Origin of the sequence: Streptomyces sp. f51 (assembly GCF_037940415.1) — a bacterium.
Lineage (GTDB): Bacteria > Actinomycetota > Actinomycetes > Streptomycetales > Streptomycetaceae > Streptomyces.
This window is the reverse complement of sequence record NZ_CP149798.1, coordinates 7,624,813-7,650,797: the sequence shown is the minus strand read 5'-3', so window position 1 is coordinate 7,650,797 and position 25,985 is coordinate 7,624,813. Positions and strand designations below refer to the sequence as shown.

Here is a 25,985-nt window from a genome sequence, read left to right as displayed (position 1 = left end):
ATTCAGCTCCATTGCAACAATTGAGCAGCGCTGAGCTGCGGATACATACACAGTGCGCAACAGGCTTGTTGCCAGCTCCTTGAATGCAACGTAGCGTTTTCCATATCGGAAAACACGAGTCCAAGGAGCCGGCCATGCAGAAGACCGAGTACGCGACGCAGCAGTTCGACACCCCCGCCCCCGTCCGCGCCGTGGTCGACATCCCCGCCGGACGCATCCGGTTCGTCGCCGCGGAGCGGAGCGACACCGTGGTCGAGGTCCGGCCCGCCGACCCGGCCAGGAGCCACGACGTGAAGGCGGCCGGCGAGATCAGCACCGCCTACGGCGACGGCGTCCTGCGGATCGAGGCCCCCGAGGCGGCCCACGCGCTCCTCGGGCACCGCGGCTCCGTCGAGGTCACGGTCACGCTGCCGGCCGGCTCCGGGGTCGAGGCCAGGGCGGGCGCCGCCGAGTTCCGCGGGGTCGGACGCCTGGGCGAGGTCTCCTTCACGGGCGGCTGCCGCTCGGTGGAGATCGACGAGGCCGCGAGCGCCCGTCTCAGCGTCCACGAGGGCGAGGTCGTCATCGGCCGCCTCGAAGGCCCCGCCGAGATCAGCGTCGACAAGGGCGCCATCCGCATCGGCGAGGCCGTGCGCGGCGCGGTCGCCCTGGACATCCGGCACGGCGACATCACGGTGGGCGCCGCCCGCGGCGTCTCCGCCTGCCTGGACGCCCGCAGCGGCTACGGCCGTATCGACAACTCCCTGCGCAACAGCGGCACCTGCGACCTGGAAGTACGCGCCGACACCGCCTACGGCGACATCACCGTCCGCAGCCTCTGACCGCCCGCAGCCCCCAAGGAGCACCCCTCATGAGTACTTTGGCCATCGCGGCGAACGGGCTGCGCAAGTCCTACGGCGACAAGACCGTGCTCGACGGCATCGACCTGGCCGTCGAGCAGGGAACGGTCTTCTCCCTGCTCGGCCCGAACGGCGCCGGCAAGACGACGGCCGTCAGCATCCTGTCCACCCTCGTCCGCGCCGACGCCGGCGAGCTGCGGGTCGGCGGCCACGACCTCGCCGCCGACCCGCAGGCCGTGCGCGCCGCGATCGGCGTCACCGGGCAGTTCTCCGCCGTCGACAACCTGATCACCGGCGAGGAGAACATGCTCCTCATGGCGGACCTGCACCATCTGCCGAAGGCCGAGGGACGGCGGGTGGCCGCGGCGCTGCTGGAGCGCTTCGACCTGGTCGAGGCCGCGAAGAAGCCCGCCTCCACCTACTCCGGCGGCATGAAGCGCCGCCTGGACATCGCCATGACCCTGGTCGGCAGCCCCCGGATCATCTTCCTCGACGAACCCACCACCGGCCTCGACCCCCGCTCCCGCCACACCATGTGGGGCATCATCCGCGAACTGGTCTCCGGCGGCGTCACCGTCTTCCTCACCACCCAGTACCTGGAGGAGGCCGACCAGCTCGCCGACCGCATCGCCGTGCTGCACAACGGCGGGATCGCCGCCGAGGGCACCGCCGCCGAACTCAAGCGGCTGGTCCCGGGCGGGCACGTCCGGCTCCGCTTCACCGACCCCGCCGCCTACCGGTCCGCCGCCTCCGCACTGGACGCGGCCACCCGGGACGAGGAGGCACTGGCGCTCCAGATCGTCAGCGACGGCACCCAGCGGGACCTGCACGCCCTCCTCGGCCGGCTGGCCGCGGCGGGCATCGAGGCCGACGAACTGAGCGTGCACACCCCCGACCTCGACGACGTGTTCTTCGCCCTCACCGACACCGCCGCACTGCCCGGCCAGACCGGCCGCACCGACCACCACGACAGCCGGACCGGCCAGACCAAGGAGACCCTGCGATGAGCTCCCTCTCCCTCGCCCTGCGCGACTCCTCCACCATGCTGCGCCGCAATCTGCTGCACGCCCGGCGCTACCCCTCGCTCACCCTGAACCTGCTGCTCACCCCGGTGATGCTGCTCCTGCTGTTCGTCTACATCTTCGGCGGCGCGATGAGCGGCGGCGCGGGCCGCGCGGCGTACATCGCCTACATCGTGCCCGGCATCCTGCTGATGACGGTCGGCTCCACGGTGATCGGCACCGCGGTGTCCGTCTCCACCGACATGAGCGAGGGCATCATCGCCCGCTTCCGCACCATGGCCATCCACCGGGGCTCCATCCTGGTCGGGCATGTCATCGGCAGCGTCGTGCAGTCGGCGCTGAGCGTGGTCCTGGTCGCCGCCGTCGGCGTGGCCATCGGTTTCCGCTCCAGCGGGGCCGGCGTCCTCGACTGGCTCGCGGCGTTCGGGCTGATCGTCCTGTTCGCCCTGGCGCTCACCTGGATCGCGGTCGGCATGGGCCTGGTCAGCCCGACCGCGGAGGCCGCCAGCAACAACGCCATGCCGCTGATCCTGCTGCCGCTGCTGTCCAGCGCCTTCGTCCCGCTGCACTCCATGCCCGGCTGGTTCCAGCCGATCGCCCGCTACCAGCCCTTCACCCCCGCCATCGAGACCCTGCGCGGCCTCCTGCTCGGCACCCCGATCGGCGACAACTGGTGGATCGCCCTGCTGTGGTGCCTGGGCCTCGCGGTGCTCGGCTACTTCTGGGCGGCCTCCACCTTCGACCGGGACGCGCACTGACGTCCCGCACGCGGCAGGCTCCCCGCCGCCGCCCCCTTCCGCCCCCGGGGCGGCGCGCACCGGCACCGGCCGGAGCACGCCGCCCCGCTTTTTTCTTTCCGCCGGAAAACCCCTCCCCCGGGATTTCCTTTCCCGTGCCGCACGACCGGTCCGCGGATTTCTTATTTCCCGGCGGAAAAGACGGACACCCTTCGGGAAAGAAGTTCGAGGCGCAACCGTTCGAGTGCCGCTCCGGTGCCACCCCAGGCCACCGTGCGACGGTTATCGACGGTTATATGCACCGTTTCTCAGGAGGCATGATGGCGCATCAGGCCGGTCAGACCGCGCGGCCGCACGGCGGCACGGCGACCACCGTCCCGCAGCCGGTGCCGCGGCCGGCCCGCGCCGCCGCGTCCGCGCCGCGCCGGGTCCCGGTGCTGACGACCAGGGTGGGCCTCCAGATGCCCGCCAAGATGGCCTACGACGAGTGGGAGCGGGCCGGCCGGCAGCTCGCCGACGTCCTCGACTCCTCCTCCTGGTGGCTGGGCGACTGGATGGTGTACGGCAAGGACCACTACACCGACCGCTACCAGCGCGGGATACGCGCCGCCGGCCTGTCGTACCAGACCCTGCGCAACTACGCCTGGGTCTCGCGGCGTTTCGACCTCACCCGGCGCCGCCCCGCCCTGAGCTTCCAGCACCACGCCGAGCTGGCCTCCATGCAGGTCGCGGACCAGGAACTCTGGCTGGACCGCGCCGAACAGGGGCAGTGGACCACCAAGCAGCTGCGCGGTGCCCTGCGCGCGGCGCGCCAGGGCGAGCAGCGGCCGGCCGCTGCGGCCGAGCCGAGCCGCCGTCTGGAGGTTCCCGGCAGCCGTCTCGAGTGGTGGCACCAGGCCGCGCGGGAGCTGGGCGTCGACTTCGAGCAGTGGGTGACGGCCGCCCTGGACAGCGCGGCCGCGACCGCCCTGGAGGCGTCCGGCGCCCCGGCGGAGCGCGGCGAGGCCGCCGGCCTCAAGGGCGTTCAGGGCGTTCAGGGTGTGCAGGACGTGACGGCGCTCGCCGGGCAGCGGACCCTGCCGGTGGCCATCAGCGCCTGAAGCGGCCGGCGCCGGGGCCACCGGCGTCTCACGGCAGCCGGTTCATCAGCCCGGCGACCTCGCGCCTGTAGGTGCATCCGCTCTGCCCGAACGAGGTCTGGACCCGCTCGCGCACCGCTTCCGGCTGCTCCTGGCTGAGCTTGAACATGCCCTCGGCGCCGGTGACGGTGAGCCGGAAGGCCCCCACGGCGGGCACGATCTGGCGGAAGTAGCCGAGCGAGTCGGTCATGTCCCAGCCGTCGCCGAACGCCCCCTCGAAGGCGCGCACGGTGGACTGCACCACCTCCAGCGTCTCCTCCGTGGAGTCGATCCTCTCCACCGTGCCCCGGACGTGGACCGCGGTGAAGTTCCACGTCGGGGCGGCCGGGCTCTTCCCGTAGACCGTGGGCGAGACGTAGGAGTGCGGGCCGGTGAACGTCAGCAGCAGCACCTCGCCCGACCGCAGCGCCGCCCAGTGCGGGTTGGCCCGGTTCATGTGCCCCAGCAGCGTGGTCCCCTCCAGCTCCTGGCCCGCCTCACCGGCGGCGCCCGGGTCGAAGATGACCGGCAGGTGCGTGGCGAAGGGGCCGTCCTGGGGGCTGCCGTTCGTCACCGCGAGGGCCAGGGGGTTGCCGCGGATCAGATCCGCCATCCAGGAATGATCCGGCTCGCGGTAGAAGCTGGGCACGAACATTCGCATTCTCCTTTTCGGAAATGGGCCTGTTTCGAGAATCCCAGCCGACCATACGGCCGTCCCGCCGGCAGGACAATGCTTCCACGTCGCGAGCGGCTGGAGAAGACCTGAAGAAGGTCCGTAGAAGACCTGAAGGGTTTCTCAAGCGGTCTTCGATTCCTTTTCGAGAAATGCTCGAAAAACATCCCGCTCCGCCGCCCCCGCCTTTTTCCCGGCCGCGATCGGCGCCGCCTTCCCGCACCCGCCTCCGCGCCGCCTTCCCGCACCCGCCTTCCCGCGCCCGCCGCGGACGGGCCGCCCGCCCGGCGCCTCCCGGGCCCCCGGTGGTGCGGCGGTGCGGCGGTGCGGCGGGCTTCCCGCCGCTCGCGGGCAAGGCTCCCCCTCCGCTCCGCGCCGATGTCACGCCTCCCACCAGCGACTCCGCCACCGCTCCAGCGTCACGAGACCGGATCTCAGGATCGGGTTGCCAACATCATGGCAAGGTTTTGCCAAGCCGGACGGCGCTGTGAACCGCCGGCTGACTTCCAGACGCATCGGGAGCATTCACATGGAGACAACGGGCAGGCGGAGCGCAGAGGTCTACGACGTGGTCGGCATCGGGTTCGGCCCGTCCAACCTGTCGCTCGCGATCGCTCTGGAAGAACACGGGGCGAGCACTCCCGGACATCCGGTCACCGCCCACTTCTTCGAGCGGCAGCCCTCCTTCGGCTGGCACCGCAACATGCTGCTGCCGTCGACGACCATGCAGATCTCGTTCCTCAAGGACCTGGCGACGTACAGGAACCCGCTGTCCCGCTACAGCTTCGTGTCCTACCTGCACGCCTCGAACCGGCTGGTGCAGTTCGTGAACAACCAGGACTTCTTCCCCACCCGCCAGGAGTTCCACCAGTACCTGGAGTGGGCCGCCGCCGATCTGGGCGACCGGGTCAGCTACGGCACCGAGGTCACCTCGATCCGGCCCGCCGCCGAGGCCGGGGCACCGGCCTCGGACCTCCTGGAGATCGAGGTGCGCGGCGCCGACGGCACCGCCCGGGTGGTCCGCGCACGCAACGTGGTCGTCTCCACCGGCCTGGTGCCGCGCCTGCCGGACGGCGTGACCTCCGACGAACGGGTGTGGCACAGCTCGGAGTTCCTCACCAGGTTCCGCGCACAGGACCCGAAGGACCTCAGGAACGTGGTCGTGGTCGGGGCCGGCCAGAGCGCCGCCGAGATCACCCGGTTCTTCCACGACGAACTGCCCCACGCCCAGGTCTCCGCGGTCGTCCCCTCCTACGGCTACGCCATCGCCGACGACACGCCCTTCGCCAACCAGGTCTTCGACCCCGGCGCGGTCGACGACCACTACTTCGGCACCGAGCAGGCACGGGACGCCTTCTGGCGCTACCACCGCAACACCAACTACTCGGTGGTCGACTCCGACGTCATCCGCGACCTGTACCGGCGCTCCTACGACGAGCGGGTGCGCGGCACCCAGCGGCTGCACTTCCGCAACCTCACCCGGGTCACCGACGTCAAGCGCGCCGGGACCGAGACACGGGTGAGCCTGCGCTCGCTGCTCGACGACCGCACCGAGGAACTCGCCGTGGACGCGCTGGTGTTCGCCACCGGCTACGACGGCCTGGACCCCGCCCGCCTGCTCGGCGACTTCGACCGGCACTTCCTGCGCGACGCCGAGGGCAGGCACCAGGTGGAACGCGACTACCGCCTGGTCAGCGCGTCGGGACTGGCCGGCGGGGTCTACCTCCAGGGCGGCACCGAGCACACCCACGGCCTGTCCTCGGCCCTGCTGTCGAACATCGCGGTCCGTAGCGGCGAGATCGCCGACTCGATCGTGCTGCGGCGCACCGAACGGGAGCTGAGCCGCACCTGCCCCGTACGGGCCGCGCACTCGGCCGCCTGAACCGGCGGCCCGGACGGCGGCACCAGCCGCTGTCCCGTTGACAGGACGTGACCTCGCGGCAGGACACTCGAGGACCCGCGCGCGACCACCGCGGCGCGCACGCACCCCTCGCCGGCCGGCGTCCACCGTCCCAAGAACCCGCAGCACAGCCAAGTCCTCTCGTGCGGCTTTCCAGCACATGTCCACCGGCCACGGGGCCCGCCCCACGGCCGGGGCCCCCACAAAGGAGTCCCCATGAGCGCCCATTCCCCGGTCGGCGGCCTCGTTCGGCGGGCGAGGGTCCGATGACCGTCAGCGTGCAGCAGGCCCGGGCCAAGGCCCACTGCCTCGGCGAGGCCCTGCCCTGGCCGGACCGTCACCAGGGCCGGACCGTCGTGATCAAACTGGGCGGACACGCCATGGTCGACGCGGAGCTCACCGCGGCCTTCGCCCGCGACATCGCCTGCCTGCGCTACGCCGGGCTGCGGCCCCTGGTCGTGCACGGCGGCGGCCCCCAGATCGACGCCGAGCTCGAACGGCGCGGCATGCGGCGCGAGTTCGCGGCGGGCCTGCGCGTCACCCCGGCAGAGGCGATGGACGTGGTCCGCATGGTCCTGGCCGGCCAGGTGCAGCGCGAACTGGTCGGGCTGATCAACCGCCACGGCCCGCTCGCCGTCGGGATGACCGGCGAGGACGCGGACACCCTCACCGCGGTACGGCACGTGCCGTGGATCGACGGGGAACCCGTCGACGTCGGCCGGGTCGGCGACATCACCCGCGTGGACACCACCACCCTGGAAGGACTGCTGGCGGCCGGCCGGATCCCGGTGGTCTCACCGCTCGCCCGCAGCGCCGAGGACGGCCTGGTCTACAACGTCAACGCCGACACCGTCGCCGCGGCGCTCGCGACCGCGCTGCGCGCCGAGGAACTCGTCATGCTGACGGACGTCGCGGGGCTGTGCGCGGGCTGGCCGCACCGCGCCGAGGTCATCCCCCGGCTGACCGCGGACGAACTGGAGAAGCTCCTGCCGGAACTGAGCGACGGCATGGTGCCCAAGATGACCGGATGCCTGGAGGCCGTACGGGGCGGGGTGGGCGCGGCCCGGGTGATCGACGGGCGGATCCCGCACTCGGTGCTCCTGGAGATGTTCACCGACGACGGGACCGGCACGGTGATCGTGCCGGACCCGGACGACCAGGAGGTGGTCCTGCCGTGAACGAGCAGTGGCACCGGCGACAGCGCCCGCACGCCGTCGAACCGGCCGGCCCCGGGCACGCCCCGCAACCGGCTGTCCTCGTGCACGAGTTGGTCACCGCGGCCGGGACGGACGGGGACCAGGCCCTGCGGTGCGCACGGCGTCTGGCCGCCGCGCTGCCGCCCGGGGCCAGGGACGTCCTGCTGGACGCCCTGACCGAGACGGACCCCTGGCCCGACGACGAAGAGCCGCAGGCGTACGAAACCGGCGGCGGACTCTCCTTCGACGGGCCCGAGTACGCGCTCCCCGCGGCCCGTTCCCCCCTCAGCCTCCTGCCCGCCTACCGCGAACCCGGACCGCAGGAGCCGTCCGCGGCCCCCGGCGACGACGGGCCCGGTGGCGGCGGGCCCGGTGGCGGCGGGCCCGGTGGCGGGGTGTGGCCCGAGCCCCGCACCGGGCCGCCGGCCGCCGTCATCCGCCTGCGGTTCGCCGACCCGTTCGCGCTGGAGCGGGCCGGCGCCTGCTTCGAGGGGGCCTGGAGCGATCCGGGGAGCGGCATCCTCCAGGTGCCCGGGGACGCCGGTGTCCAGACGCTGCGGTCCGTGCTCGCGGCCCTGGACGCGGCGGCGCTCGCACCCGAGTCGCTCACCGTGCACACCAACGAACTCGACGACGTCTTCGCCGCGTTCACCACCCTGCTGTGAATCCCTCCCCCGGCCGGAGCAGGGAATTCCCGGGCTGGAGCAGGGGATTCCCGGCCTTGGCCGAAGCCGCCCGGGTCAGCGGCCCGCGTCCAGTTCCCGGACCCGGCGCAGCAAGTCCGCCTGGTCTCTGACCAGTTGGTCGATACGGTCCTGGAGGCGGGCCGTCTCCGCGGTCAGGTCGGGCCGGTGCGGGCGCGCCGCGGTCAGCGTGGGGCAGTGGTTGAGGACGGCGTCCAGGCGGCAGCGCAGCGCCGGGCCCGGTTCCACGCCGAGCGTGGCGACCAGGTGGCGGCGCGCGCGTTCGTAGACGCCGAGGGCCTCCGACTGCCGGCCGCACCGGTACAGGGCGATCATCAGCAGGTCGTAGAGGCGCTCGCGCAGCGGGTGGGCGGCGGTGAGGCGTTCCAGGTCGCAGACGATCTCGGCGTAGCGGCCGCAGTTCAGGCTCGCCTCGTACAGGGCTTCCAGGGCGGTGAGGCGCTGTTCCTCGAGGCGGTCGGCCTCGGCCGTGCACAGCGGGCCGTGGCAGCTGTCCTGGAGGGCCGTCCCCTGCCACAGCGCGAGCGCCAGGCCAAGGAGGCGGGTCGCCTCGCGGGGGTCCTGGGGGAGGGCCGCGCGGCCCTGGGCGGACAGGCGGGTGAAGCGGGCCACGTCGGTCGAGGCCCGGCCCAGGCGCAGCAGGTATCCGGTGGGCAGGGTGCTGATCCATTCGTGGCCGCGGGCGGGCAGCAGCCGGCGCAGCCGGGCGACGTGGGTGTGCAGGGCGCTCGGCGCGTTGGCGGGGGGCCGCTCGCCCCACAGTTCCTCCACCAGGCGGTCCACGGACAGCTGCCGGCCCGCGTGGGCGACGAGCGCGGCGAGCAGGGCCCGCTGTTTGGGTCCGGCGGGGGCGATGCCCGTTCCGGTCCCCCGGTCGTGGACGACCACCGGGCCGAGCAACCGGAACTCGGTCGCCGCCTCGATCGCCCCGCTCGTGTCGGCTGCTCCGGTGGGGGCGGGGGCCGGTGCGGTGAGGTCGAGGACGGTCATCGGGTCACCGCGGACGGTGTGCGGGCGCTCTGCCGGGCGCGGCGCACGTCGTCCTGGATCTGCCGGGCGACCGCGGGAAGGTGGTCCTGGAAGTAGAAGTGGCCGCCCTCGAAGAGGTGGCGGCCCAGGAAGTGCTCGGTGGCCTCGGCCCAGCCGTCCAGGCGGTGCGGGGGCGCGACCTGGTCCCGGGTGCCGCCGAACACCGACAGGGGAACCGGCAGCGGCGCGGTCAGCGGCGGGGTGCGCCAGGTCTCGCTCATGCGCAGGTCGGCGCGGATGGTCGGCTCGAACAGCTCCCACAGTTCGTCATGGTCCATGACCTCGGAGGGGGTGCCGCCCATCGTGGCCAGTTCGCGGCGCAGTTCGGCGTCGGTCAGCAGGTGGCGGCGCACCGGGTCCCCGTCGGGGTGCAGGGTGCCGCGCGCGGACACGCCGAGCCAGAGCGGCGGGGTGCGGCCGGCGTCCAGCAGGCGGCGGGTGAGTTCGTAGGCGACCAGTCCGCCCATGCTGTGTCCGAAGAACGCGTAGGGGCCCGTCAGCCGGGTGTCCAGTTCGTGCAGGAAGTGGTCGAGCAGGGCGCCCGCGTCGCGCAGCGCGGGGCGCCGGTCGCGCGGGCCGCGGCCCGGGGCGTCGGGGACCTGCACGTCCCAGTGGGCCGGGAAGGCGGCCGGCCAGTCGCGGTAGGCCAGGTGCGAACCGCCGGAGTGGTGGAACACGAACAGGCGCAGTGTCGGCTCTTCCGCCTTGTGCATGGGCACTCCATCGACGAGACGCTCCGGCGTCCGGGCCGCCGGCGGGCGGGCGCGGACTGGGGGGAATCAGGACGATAGCGGCGTGCGGTCCGCGGCGGCGGCCGTCGTGAGCGGGCCTTGATGCGCTCTCGACCGCTCGTGGACCGTCCTTCGAGCGCGTCCGTGCCCGCCCCATGCCGGGGGGGACGGCGGGCGGGCACGGACCGGGGCCGGCGGCCGGGGGCGGGGCCGGCGGCCGGGGGCGGGGCCGGCGGCCGGGGGCGGGGCCGGCGGCCGGGGGCGGCGGGGCTGGTTCAGGCCAGGTCGTCGCGGGTGATCCGGCGGTGCGCGATGTGCCACCGGCCCGCACGGCGGACCAGGACGTCCTCCATGGCGTACACGTGCAGCGCCTTGGGCCCGCCGGGGCCGGGTGTGAGGTAGGCGAGCGCCGAGCACCGGGTGTGCAGTGAGCCGTCGCTCTGCGGCCGTACGTCGAGCATGCCGACCCAGTGGTCCAGGCGGCCGCCGGCCTGCCGCCGGCGGGCGGCGCCGGCCCGTACGTAGCTCTCCAGGACGGTGCGTGCCCGCAGCGGTGCGGACGGGGAGGGCAGGTGCAGCAGGGCGTTCTCGGTGAAGGTCTCGGCCCAGCGCCCGGTGTCGTGGGTGTCCAGGAGCCGCATCTGGTGGGCGTAGAACACCTGCGCCTGCGCGTACAGGGTGGCGAACTCCCCTGCGGGCGGAGGGTGTTCGGCGGTGTCCAGGAGCTCGGCGGTCATCTCTTCTCAAGCCTCCGCTCTCGTCCGGGTCCTCGGTGACCGGATGCCGTTCAGGCCGCGGTCTGCGGCTGGGGTGAGGTCTCGGGGCGGGCCGGTTCGGGGGGCGGTGCGGGCAGGTTGCGGCGGGCGCGGGTGACCGTGGGGCCGATGGCGGCGGCGCCGGCCGCGAAGAGGGCGGCCAGGGCGAGCCAGCCCGTGGCGCCGTGGCCGATGACGAGGAAGGTGACCAGGGCGGGGCCGAGGGTGGCCTGGATCACCATGTGCAGGTGGAAGGCGCCGAGGTATTCGCCGCGTGCGGCCTCGGGGGCCAGGCCGAAGCCGAGGCCGAAGCCGCTGGCGGACTGCCACAGTTCGGCGAGGGTGAACAGCAGGACCGCGCCGAGGGTGACCGCGCCGGTGACCCAGGATCCGGTGAGGGTCCCGGCGGCCAGGGCGGCGCAGGCCAGCACGCTGACCGCGCCCGAGCGGCGGGCCGCGCGGACGGCGCCGTCCAGACTCTCCGAGCCGCGGGCCGCCGCGACCTGGAAGAGGACCACCAGGACCGTGTTGACGGCCAGGATCAGCGGGACCAGACCGCGCGGCAGGCCGGTGTTGCGGACGATCCACAGCGGTATCCCGGCGAGCAGGACGGCGCTGTGCAGGGCCAGGAGGCTGGAGGAGCCGATGACGCCGAGGAAGGGCACATCGCGCAGGACGCGGAAGGCCCTGCCGCCGCCGTCGGCGGCCCGGGCGCCGCCGACGGGCAGTTTGAGCACCAGGGCGGCCGCCGCCAGGAACGTCAGTCCGTTGCCGAGCGGCAGCAGGGCAAGGGTGTCCCGGCCCAGGGAGATCAGCGCGGCCGCGATCAGCGCGCCGGCCGAGAAGCCGGCGTTGAACAGGGAGCGCAGGGCGGCGCGCGCGGTGACGCGTTCGCCCTCGGGGACGAGTTCGGCGATCAGAGCGCCGAAGGCCGGTCCGCAGCCGTACTCCAGGGCGCCGATCAGGACGACGACGGGGAAGTACAGGGCGGGTGAGTGCACGGCCGGGTAGAGGGCGTAGGCGCCGGCCAGGAGGAACAGCAGGACGGCCAGCAGGCGCCGGGCGCCCGCCCTGTCGGTCATCCGGCCGAAGACGAGGCTGGCCACGAAGCCGCTGAGGCCGGCGAGGGACAGGCCAAGGCCGACGACGGTGGCGGGCAGGCCGGCCACGGTCACGAAGTAGACCGCGGAGCCGGCCATGAACAGGCCGTTGCCGAGGCTGTCGACGAAGTGCAGCGCGCCGAGCGTGCGGGCCGGGCCGCGCAGTGACGAGAACGTGCGCTGGAGGAACGTTTTCACGACGGTGGGTCCCCATCCTGGAGGTGGTCCGGGTCGGTGGGGCCGTCCGGTCTGGTTCCTGGGCCCCTGCTTCGTGCCGGGTGTGTTCAGGCGCCGCCGGGCGCGGCGGGCGGCAGGCCCGGGATCAGGGCCGGGGCGACGACCACGCCGGTCAGCGCGGGCGCGGCCAGGTGGGCGGCCGCGGCGCGGGCCACGTCCTTGGCGCTCAGGGCGCGCAGCCGCTCCTCGTAGCGGGCGGGCCAGCTCGCGGGCAGGCCGCCGGCCAGCACGGCGGCGTAGGTGGAGGCCAGTCCGGAGCGGGAGGAGCAGGCCATCGCCATCGAACCGACGGCGTAGTTCTGGGCGTTGCGCAGTTCCTGAACGCTGAAGCCGCCGTCCGCCAGGCGCCGGGTCTCCTGGGCGATGAGGGTCAGGGCGCGGGCTGCGCCGTCGTGGCGCACGTCGGCCTCCACGGTCAGTACGGCGTGTGCGCCCAGCGGGTCAAGGACGGCGCGGGGCGCGTAGGCGAGGCCCTCGCGTTCGCGCAGGACGAGGGTGAGGCGGCTGGCGTAGTAGCCGCCGAGCATGAGTGCGGCCAGTTGCAGGGCCGGGTAGTCGGCGTGGCCGCGGCCGGGCACCAGACCGCCCAGGCGGAGCAGGGTCTGCGGGGTGGCGGGGTGCAGCAGGGTGCGGCGCGGTCCTGGCACGGGCGCGGACACGCCGGCCGTGGGGGCCGGGGTGGTGGTGCGGGGCAGCAGCGCGGTCGCCTGGGCCAGGAGTTCCCCGGCCGGGCCGGGGCCGACGACGACGCTGCGGCGGCGGGCGGCCGGCGTGCCGTGCAGCAGGGCGGCGGTGTCTGCGGCGTCGACGGCGTCCGCCGTGGTGGCGCTCGCGGCGCGGCCGTAGGGGTGGGGGCCGTAGGCGGCGGCGAGGAAGCCGCTGCGGGCCAGGAAGGCGGGCGCGGCTTCGGCGGCGGCCAGCCGGCGGGCGACCCGGCCGGCCGCCTCGCGGACCCGGGCCGCCTCGTGGGGGCGGCCTTCGTCCAGGCAGTCGCGGATGCGGGCGCGGGTGGCGGCGAAGTCGTCGGCGAAGGTGCGCACCGCGACGACGGCCCGGTCGCCGCGCGCCTCCACCCGTACGGTCGCCAGGTCCGCGGCGGCCTCGGTGAGGGCGTCGCGCAGGGCCTCGGCCATCACCTCGACCCGGCTCTGGTGCGCGCCGGGTGCCGGTGTCAGCGGGAACAGCAGCCTGGCCTCGGTGAGTTGGCCGGTCCCGGCGCGCTGGATAGCGACGGCCGTGCCCCGGCCGGTGCTCTGTTCGCTGTGCGCGGGAGCACAGAAGCGCGGAACGGCCGCGGGCACGGACGCGTCCACGGACGGGGGCCCGGATGCGGGGGCGGTCGGGGACATGGTCTGGGGGGCGGTGGGGGCGGTCATCGTGCGGCTCCTGTCGGGACGGCGGTGACCGCGGTACGGGCTGCGGGGGCCGGCGGGGCGGGGCGGCTGGTGAGGCGGGCGGCGGGGGCGGCGGCGTGGCGGGCGGCGGCTGCGGCCACCTCGGTGTCGGGCAGCCGCAGCAGCGCGTCCGGCAGGCCGGCCAGGTGGAGCGGGTCGTGGTGGACGGCGGCGCCGACGCACAGCCAGGACGCCTGGCTCATGACGGAGTCCAGTTCGGCGTGCAGGGCCAGGGCGAGCTGTCTGCGGATACGGGCCAGGGGCCGGGCGATGGGCACGGTGCCGTCGGCGATGCCGGCGAGGACGGAGCGCAGGCAGCGTTCGGGTGCCTCGGGCCCGGTGTCCGCGGGGTGCGGGACGTCCACGGCGAACAGCGCGTCGCGGGCGACGTCGAAGGGGTTGCCGGTGCGGTGGGCGCGGGCCTTGAACGCGCCCCAGGTCCGCCCGGTGCCCCGGTGGCAGGGGCAGTCGGTGCCCAGGGCCTCCAGCAGTTCGCCGAGCAGCACGCCGGCGAGGTGGGCGTCCGGGTCGGCGGCCGGGTCCGGGGTGCGGAAGCCGATCGCGGTGCGGGCGCCGGAGGCGATCCGTTCGTCGCGCAGGGCCCGGCGCGGGGCGGTCAGGGGGGCCTCGGGCCGGTGGGGGCGGGGCCGGGTGGGGCGGGCCGGCACGGCGGCCAGGTGCCGCTCGACCAGGTCGCGGGCGTGTTCGGGGTCGAAGTCGCCGGCGAGGGCGAGGTGGATGTCGCCGGGTGCGTAGGCCTCCTCGAAGAAGCGGCCCAGTTCGGCGGGGCCCAGGTCGTGCAGGGCGTCGATGTCGCCGTATCCGTTGTGCCGGTTGTTCCAGTTGTCGTGCAGCAGGGCGGGCAGGTCGAACAGGACCAGTCCGCCGTGCGGGCGTTGCAGCATGTTGCGGCGGATCTCGGCCTGGACGACGGCGATCTGCGCGCTGACGTGGGGCAGGCCGAGGTCGGGGTCGGTGAGCCTCTCGCGCTCGATGCGCAGGCCGAGTTCGAGCGCGCCGGCGGGAAGGACGGCGGTGTACTGGGTGTAGTCGGCGGCGGTGCGCGCGTTGGCGGTGCCGCCGGTGGCGGCGACCGCGTCGGTCAGCGGCCTGCTGCTGGAGGCGCCCTGGGCCAGGACGTGCTCCAGCAGGTGGGCGGCGCCGGCGACGGGTTCGTTGCGGAAACCGGTGGCGACGTGCAGGCAGGTGGCGACGACCTGGCAGCCGGGCAGCGGTTGCAGCAGGACGTTCAGACCGTTGCCCAGACGCAGGCCGGTCGGCTGCGGGGTGGTCGGCTGCGGGGTCATCGAGGTTCTTCCTCCCACAGGGGCAGGTCGGTGCGCAGGACCGAGTAGAGGACCTGGTCGTGCCAGCGGCCGGAGCGCCACTGGGCCGAGCGCAGGGTGCCCTCGCGGGTGAAGCCGGCCTTTTCCAGGGCGCGTTGTTCGGCGAGGTTGGCGTGGTCGGTGAAGGCCTGGACCCGTTCGGCGCGGGTGTGGGCGAAGAGGTAGCCGGCGATCCGGCGCTGGGCGGTGGTTCCGGTGCCGCGGCCGCGGGCGGCGGGGACCAGGGCGATGGCGATGGTCCAGCAGGAGGAGGTGGCGGGGCGTCCCCAGGCGGAGGCGAACCATTCGACACGGCCCACCGCCTCGCCGGCCGCGGTGATGGTGAGCATGCCGCCGTCGGGGCCAAGGAGCCGGTCCTCGGCGAAGCGGTCGCGCAGCCGGTGGGCGGAGGTGAAGCCGAACCACTGGAAGGGTCCGGTGCCGTCCTGGGTGGTGAACTCCCGCTCGAAGAGGTCGAGATCGCCGGGGATGACGGGTCGCAGGGCTACTTCGCCGCTCATGTGATGGACTCCTTGGCCGCCGTGTGGGTGTGCGCCGCGCCGAGTTCTCCGGCGGGCACGGGAGCCTCAGCATCCACCACGTCCCGCCAGCCGGGCGGGGGAAGTCCGCGGCTCAGGTCGCGGTGTGCGGCCAGCCAGGCGCAGGCGAACCGCACCAGGTGGCGCAGCGGTACGGCGCGGCAGCGGGCGCCGCCGACGTGTGTGTCGGCGAGGGGGGCGCCGGAGGTTTCGTAGGCGGCGCCCAGGGCGTCGAAGTCGCCTTCCCATAGGAGGAGTTCGGGTACGTGGTGCCAGCGGCTGCCGCCGCTTTCGTCGGGTTCGGGTACGGCCCACAGGCCGGAGCGCCGGCCCGGGTAGGCGGTGGCGTACTCGGCGAGGTGCAGGGCGGTGGCCTTCTGCCAGGGGGTGCCGAGCAGCAGGACGAGGGCGTCGAGGTCCCACAGCCGGCCCAGCGGGCCGTGGGCGGCGAGCCGCCAGGCGGTGGGGTGCTCGCGCACGACGGCCCGGGCGTGGGGGCCCTGGGCGGCGAAGGAGACGTGCGGGTGGCGGGAGCGCAGGGTGTCGGGCTGGGTGCGCAGCAGTTCAGGCAGGACGCCCATGGTGCGGGCGGCCGGGGTGCGCAGGGGGTCGAAGGGCGGCATCTGGGCGGCGATGCGTGGGTCGGCGGCGGCGTGGGCGAGGTCGGGTGCGCGCCAGGTGTGCGGGTGGCACAGCTGGGGGGTGAAGGCGGGCATGACCAGGGTGCCGTGGGGGCCGAGGGCGTCGCGCAGGCCGAGCAGGACGCTGTGCGCCCCGCCGACGACGTGGCCGAAGGAGCTGAGGGAGGTGTGGGCGATGACGGTGGCGCCGGGGCGGAAGCCGAGGCGGGTGATTCCGTCGGCGACGGCGGCACGGGTGACGATGTGACGGTCTGTCATGACGCTTCCTCCGTGCGGGTTCCGGCGGCCCGGAGGGCGGGTTCACCGGTGGCCGTGGTGTGCACGGCGGTGTGATGGTCCGTCATGTCGTCTTCTCCGGCGGGGTGTTGTGGGGGGTGGGGGTTGCCGGTGGGTTTGGGGGTGAGTTCGTCGGTGACGGCCGACAGGACCCAGCGGTACCAGGCGCGGATGTTCCCGGGCCGGCTGATGGGGTGGGCCTCGGAGCGGAAGAAGGCGACCTCGCTGCGTACGCCCTGGCGGGCGAGGGCGCGGTGGGTGCGCAGGGTCTCGGTGGGCGGGACGAGTCCGTCCTGGAGTCCGTGGGAGAGCAGTACGCGGGTGCCGGGGCGTACGGGGCGGGGGGCGAGGCTGTTGATCTGGTAGAGGGGGCGCCATTCGGTGGGGTCGCCGAATTCGCGGATCCACTGCCAGCCGACGTCGCTGCCCTCGGCGACCTGGGTGAGGTCCAGGGGGGCGGCGTGGGCGACGACGAGGTCGGGGTTGAGGGAGTCGGCGGTGCTCAGGGCGAGGTAGCCGCCGAAGCTGCCGCCCATGAGTGCGAGGGGTGAGTCGAGGAGTCCTTCGGCGGCGCGGACGGCTTCGACCTGGGCGGCGGCGCTGGCGGCGATGCCGCCGCGCCACTGGCGCCAGCCGGTGCGCACGGCGTCGGGGTAGCCGAGGCTGAGCGGGGGTTCGACGAGGACGACGGCCAGTCCGCAGGCGACGAAGGGCCACGGGTTCCACCGCCAGGACCATTCGCTCCAGCTCTGGAACGGGCCGCCGTGGTAGAGGACGACGGTGGCGTGGGGGGTGGTGTGCTCGGGCAGGCACACCCAGCTGGCGAGGTCGCCGTCGCTGCCGGGCAGGCGCTGGCTCCGGTACTGGAGGCGGCCCGGCGGCGGGGGTGCCTGGGCGGAGACGACGCGTTCGGCGCCGTGGCCGGGGTGCAGGGCGGTGACGTCCAGGGCGGGCGGGGTGTCGGGGGCGGAGGTCAGGACGGCGGCGCGGCCGTCGTGGACGCGGGTGTTCATCACCGAGGCCGGGGTGGGCACGGGCTGCCAGGTGGCGGCGTCGAGGTCGTGGACGTACAGGCCGCGGCGGGGTCCGGATTCGGCGGTGCACACCAGCCGGCGTGGTCCGTCCCAGCCGGCCGGGCGCTGCCACAGGCCGTTCTCGGCGGGCAGCAGGACGACCTGGTGCAGTGGTTCGCCGACGAGGCAGGCGAACTGGGTGACGGGGGTGTTGTCGTGGCGTGGTGTGGTGCCCAGGTAGGCGACCTGGCCGCCGGGTCCTGGGACGGGGTAGCAGAGGTCGACGGTGTCGGAGAAGAGGGTGCGGGTGGTGTCGCCGTGGTCGACGGCCAGGGAGAGCAGGCCGAAGTTGCGTACGCCGTGGCGGTGGTGGCGCAGGGCGCCCAGGAACAGGGTGTCCGGGGTGGCCCAGGCGGCCTCGCCGGACAGGGCGAGGTCGGCGGGGACGTGGGGGGTGAGCAGGCGGGGGCCGGTGCCGTCCAGGGGGACGAGGTGGACCTGCCATTCCTTCTGGGGCTGTTTGGCGTAGCTGAGGGTCATGTCGGAGCCCTGGGCCCATACGGCGTCGGAGCCGGCCAGCAGGCCCTGGGGGTGTTCTCCGGGTCCGCCGAAGGTGCTGGTGGTGACGGCGATCTGGCCGCCGCCGGGGCGGGGGGCGAGGGCGCCGACGCGTCCGGGAGTGGTGAGCAGGAGCTGTCCGGGGCCGCCGTCGGCGGGCCGCAGTTCCACCAGGGTGCGTCCGTCGGCGCGGCGCACGCACACGTAGCCGCCGGGCACGGGCAGGGCCTGGCTGCCCCAGGGCAGGGTCCAGCCGGCTTCCCAGGTGCCGTCGGGGCGGCGCGTGTAGTGCACCAGGTGCTGCTGTTCGGCGCCGTGCCGGGTGGGCACGTCGACGCGCAGCAGCAGTCCGTCGTCGCCGAAGGCGGCGATCTCCCGGGGGCGTGGTTCGGTGCTGTGCGCCTCGGCCAGGGCCAGCCCCCGGACCAGACCCCGGGCAAGGTCCGGTGCGGGGCCTTGGGCGGGGGCCTGGGCGGGGGCCTGGGTGAAGGTGGTGGGTGGGGTGGGGGTCATCGGGCCGCCGCCGGGGCCCGGAGCAGGCGGGCGATCAGGGCCAGGTCGAAGGCGCCGGCCAGCCGGGCGGCCTCCTCGGTGTCACGGAAGCCCCGTTCCAGTGCGCACAGCCGGTAGTCGTGGTCGCAGTCCGCCTGCCACAACTGCCGCAGCAGGGTGTGCCGTTGGGTGGTGGGCAGGGGATGCGCGGCCGGGGGCAGGAGCAGTTTGAGGCAGCGCTGTTCCAGTTCGTCCAGGGTGCTGCCGGCGACGGCCTCGGCGGGCAGGTCCTGGTAGACGAGGCGGCCGGGCGGCAGGCGGAAGGTGCGGGCCAGGAGGCGTTCGTCGGCGGTCCAGTGGGCGGTGGCCTCGGTGCCGCGGGCGAGGCGGGCGTAGGGGCGGGTGGCCGGGGCGAATCCGGCGGCGCTGAGCAGCCGGCCGGCGGGGCCGGTGCGGCCGGTGGTGGCGGCGGCCAGGCGCAGGGCGTAGGCGCGGTGGCGTTCGGGGTAGTCGACGGCGAACAGCTGGAGGCAGGCCAGGGCGAGGCGGGCGCCGACGGCGGAGCCGGGTTTGAGCGGCCGGTGCTCGAAGTCCCCTTCCCTGCCGTAGGAGCTGGTCCACACCTCGGCGGTGCCGGGGGCGGGGGCCGGTGCGGGGACGGGGCGGGCGGCCAGGGTGTCCAGGGCGTGGCGGGCGTCGCGGGTCTTGATGTCGCCGTGGCGCTTGAGGTGGTCCAGGAGCAGCTGCATGGCGTCGCGGTCGGCTCCGGCCACGTGGCGCAGGCCGGTGGCGGAGCGTTCGGTGAAGTGCAGGCGGGCGGCGGCCTGTTCGAGGCGGGCGGCCTGGCCGGGGTCCAGTTCTCCCGCTTGGAGCAGTTCGCCCAGGGCGTGGCGGACGCAGACCATGGCCTCGGTCAGGCGGCGGGCGCCGGCGCTGTCGTCGGTGTGCAGGACGGCGACGTCGGCGTCGGCGCTCAGGCGTCCGGCGCGCGCCTCGCCGTAGACGTGGCCCAGGCCCTGCATGCCGAAGCCGGCGAGTTCGGCGGCGCGCAGGGCGCCGAGGCTGGCGGTGCCGGCGACGTGCACGCCGCGGGCGAGCTGGGCGAGGATCTCCTTGTGCCGGATGGGGGCGAAGTGCTGGTAGACGCCGTCGATGACCAGGACCTGGTCGCCGGGGCGCAGGCACAGGTCGAAGAGGTCGCCGTGCCGGACGGGCGGCCGGTATTCGAAGCAGCCCCGGGGCCGTTGGTGCGGGGGCAGGGTCGGGCCGACGAAGGCGATGCGACGGGGGGTCACACGAAGCTCCTGCTGGCGAGGGACTGCGGGCGGGGGTGCTGGAGGGTGAGCCCGAGTCCCGGTGCGAAGACCTGGACGACGGCGGGCCAGGGCCGGCGGTGGGGGGTGAGGTCGACGGCGATCACGGGCCGGCCGGTGGTGCGGTGCACGGCGGTGACCAGGCTGTCGAGCACCTCGTCGAGGGAGGCGGCCGGCCCGGTGGCGGTGGGCATCGGTTCGGTGCGGTGGGGGGTGGGGCGGGGCCGGTCGGGTGGGGCGCCCAGGCGGCGGAAGGTCCATTCGGGGATGTCGTCGCGGCCGCCGCTGATGGTGGAGCCGCGGCTCTGGACGGCTTCCAGCAGGGCGCGTTCGGCGGCGATCGCGGGGTCGGTGTGGCAGCCGGAGCCGGCGAAGATCTGCCACATCTCGGGCTGGGTGAGCCAGCAGGTGTAGGCCCAGGTGCCGGGGACGGAGGGGATGCGTTCCAGGGCGAGGTCGGCGCCGGCGGCGCGGATACGGGTGACGACCGCGCCGAGGCGTTCGCCCAGGGTGTCCAGGTCGGTGGTGACGGCGTCGCCGGGGCGCAGGCGGGCCAGGGCGTCGCGTTCGACGGTCTCCAGCAGGGCGTGGACGGTGGCCTCGACGTGGTCGTTGCCGGAGGCCAGGCCGTTGGTGGTGGTGACGAAGGTGGGGGGCTGCCAGCGGGCGGCGGCCCAGCCGCGCAGTCCGACGGCCGCCGTGGGGATCATGCCCGGTGTGCCGGAGGCCAGGTCCCAGCCCCTGGTCCATTCCAGGACGCTGCGGTCGTCGACCAGGGAGACGGGGTGCAGGGTCAGTTCGTCGACGCCGTAGCCGGGGGCCAGGGCGCGGGCGGTGCCGTGGGCGGCGCCGGCGGGCCGGGCCTGTTCGGCGACGGCGACCTCGAGGGACTCCATGACCGCGGAGATGCGGGCGGCGGTGTGCGTGAGGCCTTTGCCGGCGCTGGCGACCAGGGTGGCGGCGGCGGGCCGGATCGCCGTCCACACCGGGACGTCGAGGATGTCCAGGCCGGTCAGGTCGGCGACCCGGGTGATGCCGCGGTCGGCGAGCTGCGGCTGTAGGCGGGCCCAGGTGGTGTCGAGGCCGGTGGTGCGCAGGGTGCCCTCGGTGACGGCCGCGGGTCCTCCGCCGCTCATCCAGGGGGCGCGGCGCGGTGCCCGCGGCCCGTTCACCGGTGTTCCCTGCGCAGGGTGACGGCGGCCCGCGTCGCGGCGTCCTCGTCGGCGTGGGCGAGGTGGTCGAGCAGGGCCTGGCGCAGCAGTTCGGTGCGCCGGGCCAGGGGGTGTCGGTGGTGGCTGTCGTGCAGGGCCTTGAAGGCTTGGGTGCCGAGGAAGCCGGCCAGGAGCACCTCGGCGAGGTTCTGCGCGGTGGGCTCCTCCACGGTGATGGCGATGTGGATGGAGTTGCCCTCGCGGGCGGTGGCGTAGTGCGGGGTGCCGTGCGGCATGTACATCACGTCGCCGGGGCGCAGGGTCAGCTCGATGCGGCGCTCGTCGGGGATGGCGCCCTCGTGCAGGACGGAGTCGCTGGTGGAGGTGTCGTCGACGCGGCCCACCACCCAGTCCTTGACGCCGGCGACCTGGAGGATGAAGACGTGCGCGCCGTCCATGTGGGCCTGCATCGCGGTCTTGCCGGGCGGGCTGAGGAAGACGAAGGACTCCAGTCCGCCGCTGAAGTGGGGTTCGAGGGCCTTGACCAGGGTGCGGATGCGGGGATGCCAGTGCTCGGCCTGGTTGAACTTGAACGTGGCGCCGTTCGCGAAGTCCTCGCGGATGCGTTCGGGTTCGATGAAGCCGGGCAGTTCGTGGCCGACGACGGTGCGTTTGCGGGTCATGTCGCTGATGGCGGTGCGCACGCCCTCGTTGAAGATGGTGAAGTACGGGCGGGACAGCAGTCCGCAGTCGACCTCGTCCCACATCTCCTGCTCGGTGATGAGCCGGCTCAGGTCGCTGTGCGCGCGCAGGACGACGGGCTGGCCCGCCCAGTGGTCGCGGAAGAACGCGCCGGTGTCGCCGACCAGGTGCTCCAGACGCTCCGGCACGACACTCTCGTGGTCGTGGGCGGTGTCCGGTGCGGCGGGCCGCAGGGGTGCGGCGGCCTGGGCCTCGCGGATCCTCGTGGTCGTGGTGGACATCAGCCGATCGCCTCCCGCATCGTCTCGAGCGCGGTGCGCGCCCAGTGGTCGCCGTCCAGCGTTTCGGCCCGCCGGGTCAGGGCCGAGCGGACCTCCGCGGTACGGGCCGCGAGCGGGCGGGTGTGGAAGTGGTGGACGAGGTTGTGCTCGTCGTCCAGGAAGCGCCGCAGGAGCGCGTCGACCAGGTCCTCCGGGGTCGGTTCGGTGAGGGTGAACGTCAGGTGGAGGGAGTCGCCGCCGCGGGCGACGGCGTCGTGCGGCCAGCCGTGCGGCAGGTAGAGCACGTCGCCGGGTTCGAGAGTGAAGACGTGGGTGGGGCGGGCCGCGTCGACGTCCAGGCCCGCCGAGGCGCCGACCTGGTCCGGTTCGGCGTACAGGTGCCACTCCTTGCGGCCTTCGAGCTGGATGGCGAGCACATGGGCGGCGTCCCGGTGCGGGAGCATGCCGCGGGACTCCCGGGGCGTGTGGAAGACGTAGGAGTTGACCGCCACCGGCAGGAGCTCCTCCAGCTGCCGGGCGATGGCGCGGGTGGGCCGGTGCCAGTCCCCGATCTGGTTGAGCTTGAGGGAGGCGCCGGCCGCCATGTGGCGGGCGACGGCCCGCGGGTCGGCGAATCCGGCCGCCTTGTGCCCGATCACGTCCCGCTTCGTCGTGTACGACGACACGGTGGGCACCTCACCGTGCTTGAGCAGGGTGAAGTAGGGCCACTTGAGGAGGCTGGCGTCGAGCATGCGGCGGACGGTGGCGGAGGTGAGCAGGGCCGTGGGGTCCAGGGCCTGCTTCTCGACGCGGTGCGTGATGCCCCAGGAGGTGTCCCCCAGGAGCCTGCCGGTCAGGGCGGCGGGCAGAGGAGTGGCTGCGGTCATGCGGGTGCCAACCTTTCCGGTCCGGGGGCTGCCTGGGAGCGGTGCGCTCCCAGGCGGCCGCCTGCTGGTGCTGCTCAGGCCTCGTTGATCTGGCTGAGGACGGTCATGGGGGCGTCGGCGGCCTCCTCGTTGTTGCTGAGGACGGCGGCCTTCTCCGGGTCGAGGACGCCCTCGCCCGCGAGACGGGACTCGGCCGGCGAAGCGACGGAGTCGGTCTCGTTGAGGGACTGGAATACGTCGCGCAGAGCCATGCGAACCTCCTTTGAGGCCACTGCCGATCAGTGACCGCCCCTGGAGGGAACACGACCCGACTCGGACCGCACCTGGACCCTCCTCGCGCCCGACTCGAAGCAACTGACGCCGGCGGACCGGGATTTGACGGGGCCGGGGAGATCTCCTCCGGCCCCGCCAAGCCGGGGGGCGGCCGGCCGGTGGGCCGGTGGGCCGTGACCGGTGGACCAGTGGGCCGATGGCCTGAGCCGCGGGCCGCGGTCCGGTGGACCCTGACCGGTGAACCGTGAGCCGTGACCGGTGGGCCAGTGGGCCGATGGCCTGAGCCGCGGGCCGCGGTCCGGTGGACCCTGACCGTTGGGCCGGCGGCCGGCGGCCGGTGAGCCTGCGGGTCCGTGGGCCGGCACCTAGCGGCTCCGCGGCGGGCGGCGGGCCGCGGGGCCCGGGAGGGGGCTCATCCTGAGCCCCCTTCGTCATGCCCAGCGGGCCCGCCTGACGGCGGGTGTCCGGCCAGGCGGACCGGACACCGGTGGTTCAGCCGGCGGGACGGCGGCCGGTCGCCGCCTGCGGGCCGATGGCTCGGCCGACAGACGACGGAGCAGCAGCGGCCGGACCGAGAGGCTCGGGAGAGGGTCTCCTCCCCGGCCTCCTCACGCCAGGCGGGCCGGCCTGGCGGCGGGCGGCGGCCCCGCTGGGCGGTGGCTCGGCCGACGGGCGGGACAGTGGCCGGCCGGGCCGAAGGGACCGGGAGAAGGTCTCCTCTCGGGCCTCCTCATCTCCTGCGGGCAGCGGGCCTGCTGGGCGGTGGCTCGGCCGACGGGCGGGACAGTGGCCGGCCGGGCCAAGGGGCCCGGGAGAAGGTCTCCTCCCGAGCCCCGTCATCTCCGGCGGGCCGGGCCGGGGGGTGGGTGCGGTGGGGGGTCATGCTCCGGGGCGGATCCGGGCGGTGTCCGGTACCAGGGCCAGGTGGCGCCGGGCGGCGAGCCGCGTGTGCGGGATCGCGGCGGGCGCCGGTGCGGCGGTCAGCGGGTGCCGGGCGGGCGCGGGAAGCGGGACCGGCCCGCTCACGGCGTCCTTGAGGGCGTCGGCGAACAGCTCGATGTCCCGGGCCGAGTTGTCGTGGTGGACGGAGGCGCGTACGGCGGTGACGACACCGCGCTTGGGCAGGTACAGCGGGACCTCCTCGGCGACCGTCTTCCACACGACGACGCCGCGGTCCGCGAGGCGGCGGCGCACCAGAGCGGCCGGCACGTCCGGGTGCCGGAAGGTGACGATGCCGCTCTGGAGGCGTCCGGGGGCGATCAGTTCGGTGCCGGCCGTGTCCTGGACGGCGGCCCGCAGGCCGGGTGCGAGGTCCGGGCGTGCGGTGGCCGGCGTGTGCAGGGCCAGGGCCGCGTTGAGCGCGGCGGCCGCGGCGCCGTGCGGCGGCACCAGGGGCACACCCCCGTACGGGGCGAGCGTCTCGCGCAGCCGCGGTGCCACGCAGGCGAACCCGGCCGCGTACGGGCCGCGCAGGAACCTCCAGCCGTCCCCGGTGAGCAGGTGGCAGCCGATGCGGGCGGCGTCCACGGGCAGCTGGCCCACCGCGTACGAGGCGTCGACGGCGTACAGGGACCGGTAGGGGGCCAGGAGGCGTCCGATGTCCTCGACGGGATGGACGACGCCGCAGCCCGAGGGCACGTGCGGGACGCAGACCAGGGCGACGTCGTCGCCGATGTGCCGGGCCATCCACTCCAGGTCGAGGTCGCCGTCGGGGCGCAGCGGTACGACCTCCACCCGGCAGCCGGTGCGTGCGCGCAGCGCGAAGACTGCGCCGAGGTTGGCGGCCGACTCGTAGGGAGTCGTCCAGAGGCGGTCGCGCGGTCCGAGCGGCAGCCGGGACAGCACGGCGGCGAACGCCTGCGCGGCGCCGGCGGTCACGAAGGTGTCCGCGGCCGGCGCGCCGAGCAGGGCGGCCAGCCTCTCGTGGATCTCCCGGTGCAGGACGTCCTCGAGGCGTTCGTCCAGCTCGTAGGGCCCGTACCGGTCCTCGAAACGCGTCCACTCGGTGAGGACCTCCCGTACGGCCGCGGGCATGCGGCCCGCACCGGCCGGGTTGAGGTGGATCCTGCGGCCGCCGTGGGATTTCTCGTTCACTTCAGGGGCCTCCCCCCACAACTGAGGCAAATAATTGCCTACTTCATGGCAACACCTTGCCCAGAGTGTCGGAGGTTTGGCAACCTCGGACAGCACCGGCTCAGGCACGGCTCTAGTACGGGCCCGCGGCACGGGTCCCGGCCGCTTCCGGGCCGTTTCTCCAGGAGTTGCCAAGCCTTGCCAGAGCACTTCCGGCTCTGCCAAGAATGCGCGTTTCCGCAGCTCAGGGCGGCTTTCTTAGGCAACTCCGTGCCGTCTCGCCGCCCTCTGGGGTGTTCCTGGCGTGCACCTTGAGTCCGAATCGACCCATTCACGACCCATTTGCGAGCTTTGGTTGCCAATCTTCTTGGCAGAAGGTTGCCAAGCAACGAAAACGAAATTGACACCGAGGAGCCCGCCATGAACCGCATCGCCCGCATCGCCGTCGCCGCCGCCGCCCTGACCGCCTTCTCCGCCGCCGGCGCCACCGCCACCGACGCGATCGGCTGGCCGACGACGGCGAAGACGGTCTCCACCACCATCCAGGCGGACACGAACTGGCCGACCGCCCCCGCCGCGATCCAGGTCGGCGACACCAACTGGCCGGTCGCCCCCGCCGCCATCCAGGCCGACACGAACTGGCCCACCGCGCCCACCGCGATCCAGGCGGACACGAACTGGCCGACCGCCCCCGCCGCGATCCAGGTCGGCGACACCAACTGGCCGGTCGCCCCCGCCGCCATCCAGGCCGACACCAACTGGCCCACCGCCCCGACCGCGATCCAGGCCGACACCAACTGGCCGACCGCGCCCACCGCCATCCAGGCCGACACGAACTGGCCGGTCGCGCCCACCGCGATCCAGGCCGACACGAACTGGCCCACCGCGCCCGCCGCGATCCAGGCCGGCGACACCAACTGGCCGGTCGCCCCGGCCGCCATCCAGGCCGGCGACACGAACTGGCCGACCGCCCCCGCCGTCGCCAGCGTCTGATCCCTCTCCGGGCATCCGTGCCCGCCCCGTGACGCCCCCGCAGGCAGCCATGCC

Annotated in this window: 24 protein-coding genes; 8 read left to right on the top strand and 16 right to left on the bottom strand. The window is 74.2% G+C overall.

Translation table 11 applies throughout. The features are described 5' to 3' along the window. Positions 1-134: 134 nt before the first annotated feature. The 4 genes from WJM95_RS33345 to WJM95_RS33330 all read left to right on the top strand — a co-directional run bounded on the left by WJM95_RS33345 (position 135) and on the right by WJM95_RS33330 (position 3,698). Complete coding sequence (locus tag WJM95_RS33345; protein WP_339134572.1) at positions 135-821, top strand: hypothetical protein; 687 nt, start codon at positions 135-137, stop codon at positions 819-821. A gap of 29 nt (positions 822-850) precedes the next feature. Further along, on the top strand, positions 851-1,846 hold the full coding sequence (locus WJM95_RS33340; RefSeq protein ID WP_339134570.1) for an ATP-binding cassette domain-containing protein: 996 nt from the start codon (positions 851-853) through the stop codon (positions 1,844-1,846). Then, positions 1,843-2,619, top strand: coding sequence for an ABC transporter permease (locus WJM95_RS33335; RefSeq protein ID WP_339134568.1), 777 nt, complete (start codon positions 1,843-1,845; stop codon positions 2,617-2,619). Before WJM95_RS33340 ends, WJM95_RS33335 begins: the two co-directional genes overlap by 4 nt. 296 nt (positions 2,620-2,915) lie before the next feature. Next, positions 2,916-3,698, top strand: a complete 783-nt coding sequence (locus WJM95_RS33330; RefSeq protein WP_339134566.1) for an LmbU family transcriptional regulator — start codon at positions 2,916-2,918, stop codon at positions 3,696-3,698. Positions 3,699-3,726: 28 nt separating this feature from the next. On the opposite strand, the gene WJM95_RS33325 is transcribed toward WJM95_RS33330, so the two are convergent. Continuing rightward, positions 3,727-4,371 carry an FMN-binding negative transcriptional regulator gene (locus WJM95_RS33325; protein ID WP_339134564.1) on the bottom strand — a complete coding sequence of 215 codons (645 nt, stop codon included), beginning with the start codon at positions 4,369-4,371 and terminating at the stop codon, positions 3,727-3,729. A 547-nt stretch (positions 4,372-4,918) separates the two neighbouring features. Here WJM95_RS33325 and WJM95_RS33320 point away from each other — a divergent pair. From WJM95_RS33320 to WJM95_RS33310, 3 genes are all read left to right on the top strand, one after another. Then, a complete protein-coding gene (locus WJM95_RS33320) occupies positions 4,919-6,271 on the top strand; it encodes a SidA/IucD/PvdA family monooxygenase (RefSeq protein WP_339134562.1) in 1,353 nt (450 codons plus the stop codon). Positions 6,272-6,555: 284 nt separating this feature from the next. After that, positions 6,556-7,467, top strand: coding sequence for an acetylglutamate kinase (argB, locus tag WJM95_RS33315; protein ID WP_339134560.1), 912 nt, complete (start codon positions 6,556-6,558; stop codon positions 7,465-7,467). Next, entirely contained in the window at positions 7,464-8,150 is a 687-nt protein-coding gene (locus tag WJM95_RS33310; RefSeq protein ID WP_339134558.1) for a hypothetical protein, read from the top strand. The genes argB and WJM95_RS33310 overlap by 4 nt, the downstream gene beginning before the upstream one ends. 75 nt (positions 8,151-8,225) lie before the next feature. Here WJM95_RS33310 and WJM95_RS33305 read toward each other — a convergent pair whose 3' ends face one another. The 15 genes from WJM95_RS33305 to WJM95_RS33235 all read right to left on the bottom strand — a co-directional run bounded on the left by WJM95_RS33305 (position 8,226) and on the right by WJM95_RS33235 (position 24,959). Then, a complete protein-coding gene (locus WJM95_RS33305; RefSeq protein WP_339134556.1) occupies positions 8,226-9,179 on the bottom strand; it encodes an AfsR/SARP family transcriptional regulator in 954 nt (317 codons plus the stop codon). Next, positions 9,176-9,931 carry an alpha/beta fold hydrolase gene (locus tag WJM95_RS33300; protein WP_339134554.1) on the bottom strand — a complete coding sequence of 252 codons (756 nt, stop codon included), beginning with the start codon at positions 9,929-9,931 and terminating at the stop codon, positions 9,176-9,178. The genes WJM95_RS33305 and WJM95_RS33300 overlap by 4 nt, the downstream gene beginning before the upstream one ends. 293 nt (positions 9,932-10,224) lie before the next feature. After that, positions 10,225-10,686, bottom strand: coding sequence for a nuclear transport factor 2 family protein (locus WJM95_RS33295; protein WP_339134552.1), 462 nt, complete (start codon positions 10,684-10,686; stop codon positions 10,225-10,227). A gap of 50 nt (positions 10,687-10,736) precedes the next feature. Further along, positions 10,737-12,002 carry an MFS transporter gene (locus tag WJM95_RS33290; protein WP_339134550.1) on the bottom strand — a complete coding sequence of 422 codons (1,266 nt, stop codon included), beginning with the start codon at positions 12,000-12,002 and terminating at the stop codon, positions 10,737-10,739. A gap of 86 nt (positions 12,003-12,088) precedes the next feature. Beyond that, complete coding sequence (locus WJM95_RS33285) at positions 12,089-13,417, bottom strand: insulinase family protein (protein WP_339134548.1); 1,329 nt, start codon at positions 13,415-13,417, stop codon at positions 12,089-12,091. After that, a complete protein-coding gene (locus WJM95_RS33280) occupies positions 13,414-14,742 on the bottom strand; it encodes an insulinase family protein (RefSeq protein ID WP_339134545.1) in 1,329 nt (442 codons plus the stop codon). Before WJM95_RS33280 ends, WJM95_RS33285 begins: the two co-directional genes overlap by 4 nt. Then, positions 14,739-15,281: a GNAT family protein gene (locus tag WJM95_RS33275; protein ID WP_339134543.1), complete on the bottom strand. Its 543-nt coding sequence runs from the start codon at positions 15,279-15,281 to the stop codon at positions 14,739-14,741. Before WJM95_RS33275 ends, WJM95_RS33280 begins: the two co-directional genes overlap by 4 nt. Further along, a complete protein-coding gene (locus tag WJM95_RS33270; protein WP_339134541.1) occupies positions 15,278-16,198 on the bottom strand; it encodes an AAC(3) family N-acetyltransferase in 921 nt (306 codons plus the stop codon). Before WJM95_RS33270 ends, WJM95_RS33275 begins: the two co-directional genes overlap by 4 nt. Continuing rightward, on the bottom strand, positions 16,195-18,300 hold the full coding sequence (locus WJM95_RS33265) for a prolyl oligopeptidase family serine peptidase (protein WP_339134539.1): 2,106 nt from the start codon (positions 18,298-18,300) through the stop codon (positions 16,195-16,197). The genes WJM95_RS33270 and WJM95_RS33265 overlap by 4 nt, the downstream gene beginning before the upstream one ends. Further along, positions 18,297-19,574 carry a TfuA-like protein gene (locus WJM95_RS33260; RefSeq protein ID WP_339134537.1) on the bottom strand — a complete coding sequence of 426 codons (1,278 nt, stop codon included), beginning with the start codon at positions 19,572-19,574 and terminating at the stop codon, positions 18,297-18,299. Before WJM95_RS33260 ends, WJM95_RS33265 begins: the two co-directional genes overlap by 4 nt. Continuing rightward, complete coding sequence (locus tag WJM95_RS33255; protein ID WP_339134535.1) at positions 19,571-20,764, bottom strand: YcaO-like family protein; 1,194 nt, start codon at positions 20,762-20,764, stop codon at positions 19,571-19,573. Before WJM95_RS33255 ends, WJM95_RS33260 begins: the two co-directional genes overlap by 4 nt. Then, positions 20,761-21,726 (bottom strand): cupin domain-containing protein, encoded by a 966-nt coding sequence (locus WJM95_RS33250; protein WP_339134533.1) that lies wholly within the window; start codon positions 21,724-21,726, stop codon positions 20,761-20,763. Before WJM95_RS33250 ends, WJM95_RS33255 begins: the two co-directional genes overlap by 4 nt. Beyond that, a complete protein-coding gene (locus WJM95_RS33245) occupies positions 21,726-22,592 on the bottom strand; it encodes a cupin domain-containing protein (RefSeq protein ID WP_339134531.1) in 867 nt (288 codons plus the stop codon). The genes WJM95_RS33250 and WJM95_RS33245 overlap by 1 nt, the downstream gene beginning before the upstream one ends. 74 nt (positions 22,593-22,666) lie before the next feature. Beyond that, positions 22,667-22,843, bottom strand: coding sequence for a hypothetical protein (locus WJM95_RS33240; protein ID WP_339134529.1), 177 nt, complete (start codon positions 22,841-22,843; stop codon positions 22,667-22,669). 901 nt (positions 22,844-23,744) lie between these two features. Next, positions 23,745-24,959, bottom strand: a complete 1,215-nt coding sequence (locus tag WJM95_RS33235) for an aminotransferase class V-fold PLP-dependent enzyme (protein WP_339134527.1) — start codon at positions 24,957-24,959, stop codon at positions 23,745-23,747. Positions 24,960-25,358: 399 nt separating this feature from the next. On the opposite strand from WJM95_RS33235, the gene WJM95_RS33230 reads away from it, so the two are divergent. Further along, positions 25,359-25,931, top strand: a complete 573-nt coding sequence (locus WJM95_RS33230) for a hypothetical protein (RefSeq protein ID WP_339134525.1) — start codon at positions 25,359-25,361, stop codon at positions 25,929-25,931. Positions 25,932-25,985 lie beyond the last annotated feature (54 nt).

Bases quoted from the DNA above. Each gene is read 5' to 3' on its own strand.
- WJM95_RS33345 (WP_339134572.1), top strand. From the start codon at position 135: ATGCAGAAGACCGAGTACGCGACGCAGCAGTTCGACACCCCCGCCCCC.
- WJM95_RS33340 (WP_339134570.1), top strand. From the start codon at position 851: ATGAGTACTTTGGCCATCGCGGCGAACGGGCTGCGCAAGTCCTACGGC.
- WJM95_RS33335 (WP_339134568.1), top strand. From the start codon at position 1,843: ATGAGCTCCCTCTCCCTCGCCCTGCGCGACTCCTCCACCATGCTGCGC.
- WJM95_RS33330 (WP_339134566.1), top strand. From the start codon at position 2,916: ATGATGGCGCATCAGGCCGGTCAGACCGCGCGGCCGCACGGCGGCACG.
- WJM95_RS33325 (WP_339134564.1), bottom strand. From the start codon at position 4,371: ATGTTCGTGCCCAGCTTCTACCGCGAGCCGGATCATTCCTGGATGGCG.
- WJM95_RS33320 (WP_339134562.1), top strand. From the start codon at position 4,919: ATGGAGACAACGGGCAGGCGGAGCGCAGAGGTCTACGACGTGGTCGGC.
- argB (WP_339134560.1), top strand. From the start codon at position 6,556: ATGACCGTCAGCGTGCAGCAGGCCCGGGCCAAGGCCCACTGCCTCGGC.
- WJM95_RS33305 (WP_339134556.1), bottom strand. From the start codon at position 9,179: ATGACCGTCCTCGACCTCACCGCACCGGCCCCCGCCCCCACCGGAGCA.
- WJM95_RS33300 (WP_339134554.1), bottom strand. From the start codon at position 9,931: ATGCACAAGGCGGAAGAGCCGACACTGCGCCTGTTCGTGTTCCACCAC.
- WJM95_RS33295 (WP_339134552.1), bottom strand. From the start codon at position 10,686: ATGACCGCCGAGCTCCTGGACACCGCCGAACACCCTCCGCCCGCAGGG.
- WJM95_RS33285 (WP_339134548.1), bottom strand. From the start codon at position 13,417: ATGACCGCCCCCACCGCCCCCCAGACCATGTCCCCGACCGCCCCCGCA.
- WJM95_RS33280 (WP_339134545.1), bottom strand. From the start codon at position 14,742: ATGACCCCGCAGCCGACCACCCCGCAGCCGACCGGCCTGCGTCTGGGC.
- WJM95_RS33275 (WP_339134543.1), bottom strand. From the start codon at position 15,281: ATGAGCGGCGAAGTAGCCCTGCGACCCGTCATCCCCGGCGATCTCGAC.
- WJM95_RS33270 (WP_339134541.1), bottom strand. From the start codon at position 16,198: ATGACAGACCGTCACATCGTCACCCGTGCCGCCGTCGCCGACGGAATC.
- WJM95_RS33265 (WP_339134539.1), bottom strand. From the start codon at position 18,300: ATGACCCCCACCCCACCCACCACCTTCACCCAGGCCCCCGCCCAGGCC.
- WJM95_RS33250 (WP_339134533.1), bottom strand. From the start codon at position 21,726: ATGTCCACCACGACCACGAGGATCCGCGAGGCCCAGGCCGCCGCACCC.
- WJM95_RS33245 (WP_339134531.1), bottom strand. From the start codon at position 22,592: ATGACCGCAGCCACTCCTCTGCCCGCCGCCCTGACCGGCAGGCTCCTG.
- WJM95_RS33240 (WP_339134529.1), bottom strand. From the start codon at position 22,843: ATGGCTCTGCGCGACGTATTCCAGTCCCTCAACGAGACCGACTCCGTC.
- WJM95_RS33230 (WP_339134525.1), top strand. From the start codon at position 25,359: ATGAACCGCATCGCCCGCATCGCCGTCGCCGCCGCCGCCCTGACCGCC.